The sequence below is a fragment of the Pseudoalteromonas sp. Isolate3 genome, from assembly GCF_022398505.1.
Classification (GTDB): Bacteria; Pseudomonadota; Gammaproteobacteria; order Enterobacterales; family Alteromonadaceae; genus Pseudoalteromonas; species Pseudoalteromonas apostichopi.
The window spans coordinates 1-4,563 of sequence record NZ_JAKEVN010000181.1 but is presented as its reverse complement, the minus strand read 5'-3'; the positions used below and the strand labels follow the sequence as shown (position 1 = coordinate 4,563).

Below are 4,563 nucleotides of genomic sequence, written 5' to 3'. Positions count from 1 at the left end.
GTCAATACTTTATTATTAAAGTTAGTAATTATAGGCACTTACCATTTCAATGTCACTTAGAGCCAAATTCACCCTTTTACTGTCAACTGTTTTATTAGTGATAGTAGCTAATACCTTTATCATCTATTTATTAGATAAAGAGGGTCAGGCTAAGCTTGAAACAGTGATCCGCACTCATGATGTACTTGATGAGTCAGAAAAGCTTTACAAGCAACTCATAAACGCTGAAACAGGTCAACGAGGCTATTTATTAACACAAGACATCAGTTATTTAACGCCCTATTACTCTGCTCTTGATCAAGTAAAAGAACATTTTCTAAACATCAATAAGCTAACCATAAACAACCCAGAGCAAAAGAATACACTTGCATTAATTGATGAACTAATAAGTAAAAAGCTAGCTGAGTTGGCATTAACTGTTGAACTTGTTTTGCAGGGCACACCCTCTGCGCTTGAGAGAGCAAAAGTCGTTGTGTTAACTAATAAAGGTAAGCAGTTTATGGATCAAATCCGCACGCAGATTGAACTATTTCAAGATACGGCACGAGCAAAACTAGAACAACAAAATGCTGAATACCAAGAATCCAAAATTTTTATTACGCGTTTCGTCACTATGCAAATTCCACTAGCCATTATCTTATTATTGTTTTGCGCCTTTTATATAAATTCTAAGCTTTTAAAACCCCTCAAACTATTAATACACATTACCAAACAGGTTGAAAAAGGCGAAAAGCCGAAAGCTTTAACAATTGATATCCACGATGAAATAGGCTACTTGATAAAACGCTTTGTACGCATGAGTGACATTGTTTATGAACGAACGAGAAAATTAAACTTTCAGGCAAGTCACGATCACCTAACAGGAGTTTTAAACCGTACAGAATTAAAACCTGCATTAAAGCATGCTATCAACCTTTGCTCCGAAAAAAATAAGCTTGCGGTTATATTCATTGATATAGATAAGTTTAAACAACTTAATGATGAATATGGTCATCTAATCGGTGATCAAATACTAATAGAAACCGCAAAACGCATTACTTCATCTGTTAGAGCCGATGATGATGTATATCGCTATGGAGGAGATGAATTTGTTATTGTTACGCATAATATAGCCAAAAGCAGATTTATTGATGCAATGATTGATCACCTATTGGAGTGCTTCAATCATCCTTTTATGCTGGAACAACACACAATAAATATTTCTATTAGTATTGGAGTAGCATTAGCCCCAGATCACAGTACAGAGTATAAGCAACTACTCGAACTCGCTGACCTGGCGATGTACAAATCTAAAAGACACCCTAAAAAGAGTTATCACATTTATCAAGAAGGTTAAAAAAGAGTAATCTAAATTACTGCTTTATCCGTATAAATTTGCAAAAACACTCATCAGAATGTATAAAAAATACACAGCACTTTCATTAAGGTAGCACTATGCATATTTTTTTAACCGGTGGAACAGGCCTTATTGGTAGACATTTGTGCCCTTTCTTATTAAACCATCATAAAGTCACTGTACTTACTCGCAACCCAATTCAAGCAGCCGTAATCCTGACTCATCAAGTGCATACTGTGAAGTCACTAGATGAAGTTAATTTTGAAGAAATTGATGCCATCATCAACTTAGCTGGTGAACCTATCGTTAATAAACGTTGGAGCGAGTCTCAAAAGCAAACTTTACTTAATAGTCGAATTAATCTTACTTTACTGATCTCTAAAGCAATTAGCCGATGTGAATCTCCACCCCATACATTTATTTCAGGCAGTGCTATTGGTTTTTATGGACGACAAGATAATCAGCCGATTGATGAGAGCTTCAATGATATTTACCCTGAATTTAGTCACGTTCTTTGTCGAGACTGGGAGCATGCAGCTACGAAAGCACATTCTGATAAAACCCGGGTGTGCTTACTTCGTACTGGTATCGTGTTAGCTAAGCAAGGTGGTGCACTTGGTAAAATGCTTCCTGCCTTTAAGTTTGGCTTAGGTGGGCCATTAGGCCATGGAAAGCAAGGAATGTCATGGATTCATATTGATGACATGATCCAACTAATCCTTTTTGTTCTCTCACATCAAAATATCCATGGGCCAATAAACGCGACTGCACCTAACCCTGTTGATAATAATGAATTTAGCCAGACATTAGCTAATGTCATTTCGCGTCCGGCTATGTTGCGTATGCCTAGTTGGGTGTTAAAAATGATGATGGGTGAAATGTCTGATCTACTGCTTTACGGTCAATTTGTGCTCCCTAATAAGCTACTAAGCCATAATTATCGATTCCACTACCCGACATTAAAACCAGCATTAGAAAGTCTAAAAATATAATTACTATGTCTAGGTTGATTAGAGGTAACTAATACATAATAATTAACCTGATATTAGTCGAGTGATTATTCAGGGAAAATCATGATGCAATTACCCACCATAATCAGCATTTCAATTTTATTGAATGTGATTATTGGGGCTTTCTTACTGTCTTTATACTTTCTAAGGCAACAATCAAGCTATTTATACTGGGGAAGCTCGTGTCTAATTTTTGTATGCGCACAAATTACAGCCTCTCTACGAGCTATTATTGACTTTCCTTTAATTACGCACTATCTGGCCAATTTACTAATTATTGCAGCACCATTATCAGCAATATTAGGAATTCATGCTTATTGCCAGTCTGACAAAAAATACCAAAGTGCATGTGCATTCGTGCTAGTTTCATCTTCTGCCATATTACTTCCTCTTTATAATCTGCCAATAAGTCAGTTGCTCACAACGGCCATCATTGCCGTATGCTTTAGTTATGCTGCTTTCGCGCTTAAAGGGCTACATGTGAAGCGCATTATGCATTTAGCATTACTCAAGGTATGCTTTGTAATTCATTCTTTAGTCATGGCTATACAGTTTTTGCTGCTACTTTCTGATTATCTAGGTTTGTTAAACATAGACTTAAACCAAATAATAGCTGTTATTCTGATAAGTCATATCATTATCACTACCCTAACAGCCATGATTTGGCCACTAATAATGTTTCTAGAATCTGAGCAAACATTGAGTGACCTTGCTAATCGCGATCCATTTACTGATTTATTAAACCGCCGGTCATTTATAACTATTAGTAACAATTATTTAGAAAAAGCAAATAGCAGCCTTACAGAACTCTGTGCTTTGATGATTGATATCGACTTCTTTAAAAGAGTAAATGACCTACATGGTCACGAAACAGGTGATGAAGCACTCAAATGGGTTGCGAACAAGATTAAAAGCCAGCTTCGTGAACACGACTTAGTTGCTAGAATAGGTGGTGAAGAGTTTGCAGTAATACTACCCAATACCAGTCAAGTTAAGGGTGAAATTCTATCTGAAAGAATTCGCTTAGCCATCCACAACGATAGCTTTCACCATAACAACCAAGAAATTAATCTGTCTATTAGCATTGGTATAATCACCCACAAGTCGGGTACTAATAATGTAAATGAACTACTTGCAAAGGCCGATAAAGGTTTATACAAAGCTAAATTAAATGGCCGAAACCAAGTTGTGACAATGGCATTTTAATGGTGCCTTTTTTCTAGCTGAACATTAATGCTCGCATTTAGCTGACTTAGCTCATTATTTACCCACACTTTGTCTAAGCACTGCTCTAAATTTAACTCGGCAAACTTTAAAAAATTTCGCGCAGCATGCGACAAATGGCGATCGGTTCGCACCACAAAATACCAATGACTCGCTAAGTTCACATCTTGCACATTTAGCATACAAAAGCTGCTATCGTGTGGTGGTAAGACATGACGAGACACGACTCCCAGACCCATGCCAGAGCCGACAGCAACACGAATAGCTTCATTACTTGCCATTTGCACTGTATTACTTAATACAACTCCCCGACTTTGTAGCTCGCTTTCAAACAACATTCGCGTGGCAGAGCCCTGCTCTCGAAGTAAAAATCGTTCTGAGATTAAATCGTGCAATGTAACGTTGTTTTTACTTACAAGCGGGTGATTAGTTGGCGCAATAAATACCAATGGATTTTGTAAAAACTGGCCAGCCTTGGCGTGCTCTAATGAGGGGGGATGACTAAATACATAGATATCATCTTCGCCTCTTTCAAATCGAGCAAGCACCTCAGCACGATTACCAATTTCAAGCGGCAGCTCAACATGAGGGTGTAAGTTACTATAAGGACCTAATAATTTCGGCAAAATATATTGAGCAGTATTCACAATTGCAATTTTACAGCGACCGCGCTCACCACCTCTGAGCTCAGCTAAGTAATCTTGATAATCATCAAAATGACCAAACACCTGCTGACAAGTTTGAAATAACGCGAAGCCAGCTTCAGTAACATGAAGACGCTGCTGATTAACCATCACTAAAGGTTCATTAACGGTTTCTTGTAGGCGCTTAATTTGTTGCGATACAGTCGGTTGAGTTAAATGTAATTGCCTTGCTGTCTCACTAATTGAGCGTGTTTTTACTACGCACATAAACACTTCAAGTAAACGAAAAGAAATATGTCTCAAGTCCATTAACAAACACCTATAGATAATTATCTATAGAATATTATCA

At 37.3% G+C, this 4,563-nt stretch carries 4 protein-coding genes; 3 read left to right on the top strand and 1 reads right to left on the bottom strand.

Annotation, left to right across the window (positions count from 1 at the left end):
• Positions 1-49 precede the first annotated feature (49 nt).
• From L1D46_RS19735 to L1D46_RS19725, 3 genes are all read left to right on the top strand, one after another.
• Entirely contained in the window at positions 50-1,336 is a 1,287-nt protein-coding gene (locus L1D46_RS19735; protein WP_239978099.1) for a diguanylate cyclase, read from the top strand.
• A 98-nt stretch (positions 1,337-1,434) separates the two neighbouring features.
• The gene (locus tag L1D46_RS19730) at positions 1,435-2,328 is read left to right on the top strand and encodes a TIGR01777 family oxidoreductase (RefSeq protein WP_239978098.1); all 894 of its coding nucleotides are present in this window, start codon (positions 1,435-1,437) and stop codon (positions 2,326-2,328) included.
• Positions 2,329-2,409: 81 nt separating this feature from the next.
• Positions 2,410-3,552 (top strand): GGDEF domain-containing protein, encoded by a 1,143-nt coding sequence (locus tag L1D46_RS19725; RefSeq protein ID WP_239978097.1) that lies wholly within the window; start codon positions 2,410-2,412, stop codon positions 3,550-3,552.
• Here the strand turns inward: L1D46_RS19725 and L1D46_RS19720 are convergent.
• Complete coding sequence (locus L1D46_RS19720; protein WP_239978096.1) at positions 3,549-4,523, bottom strand: LysR family transcriptional regulator; 975 nt, start codon at positions 4,521-4,523, stop codon at positions 3,549-3,551. The two genes, L1D46_RS19725 and L1D46_RS19720, sit on opposite strands and share 4 nt — an antisense overlap.
• Between the last annotated feature and the right edge of the window lie 40 nt (positions 4,524-4,563).

Coding starts and splice junctions, on each gene's coding strand:
- L1D46_RS19735 (WP_239978099.1), top strand. CDS start 50: ATGTCACTTAGAGCCAAATTCACCCTTTTACTGTCAACTGTTTTATTA.
- L1D46_RS19730 (WP_239978098.1), top strand. CDS start 1,435: ATGCATATTTTTTTAACCGGTGGAACAGGCCTTATTGGTAGACATTTG.
- L1D46_RS19725 (WP_239978097.1), top strand. CDS start 2,410: ATGATGCAATTACCCACCATAATCAGCATTTCAATTTTATTGAATGTG.
- L1D46_RS19720 (WP_239978096.1), bottom strand. CDS start 4,523: ATGGACTTGAGACATATTTCTTTTCGTTTACTTGAAGTGTTTATGTGC.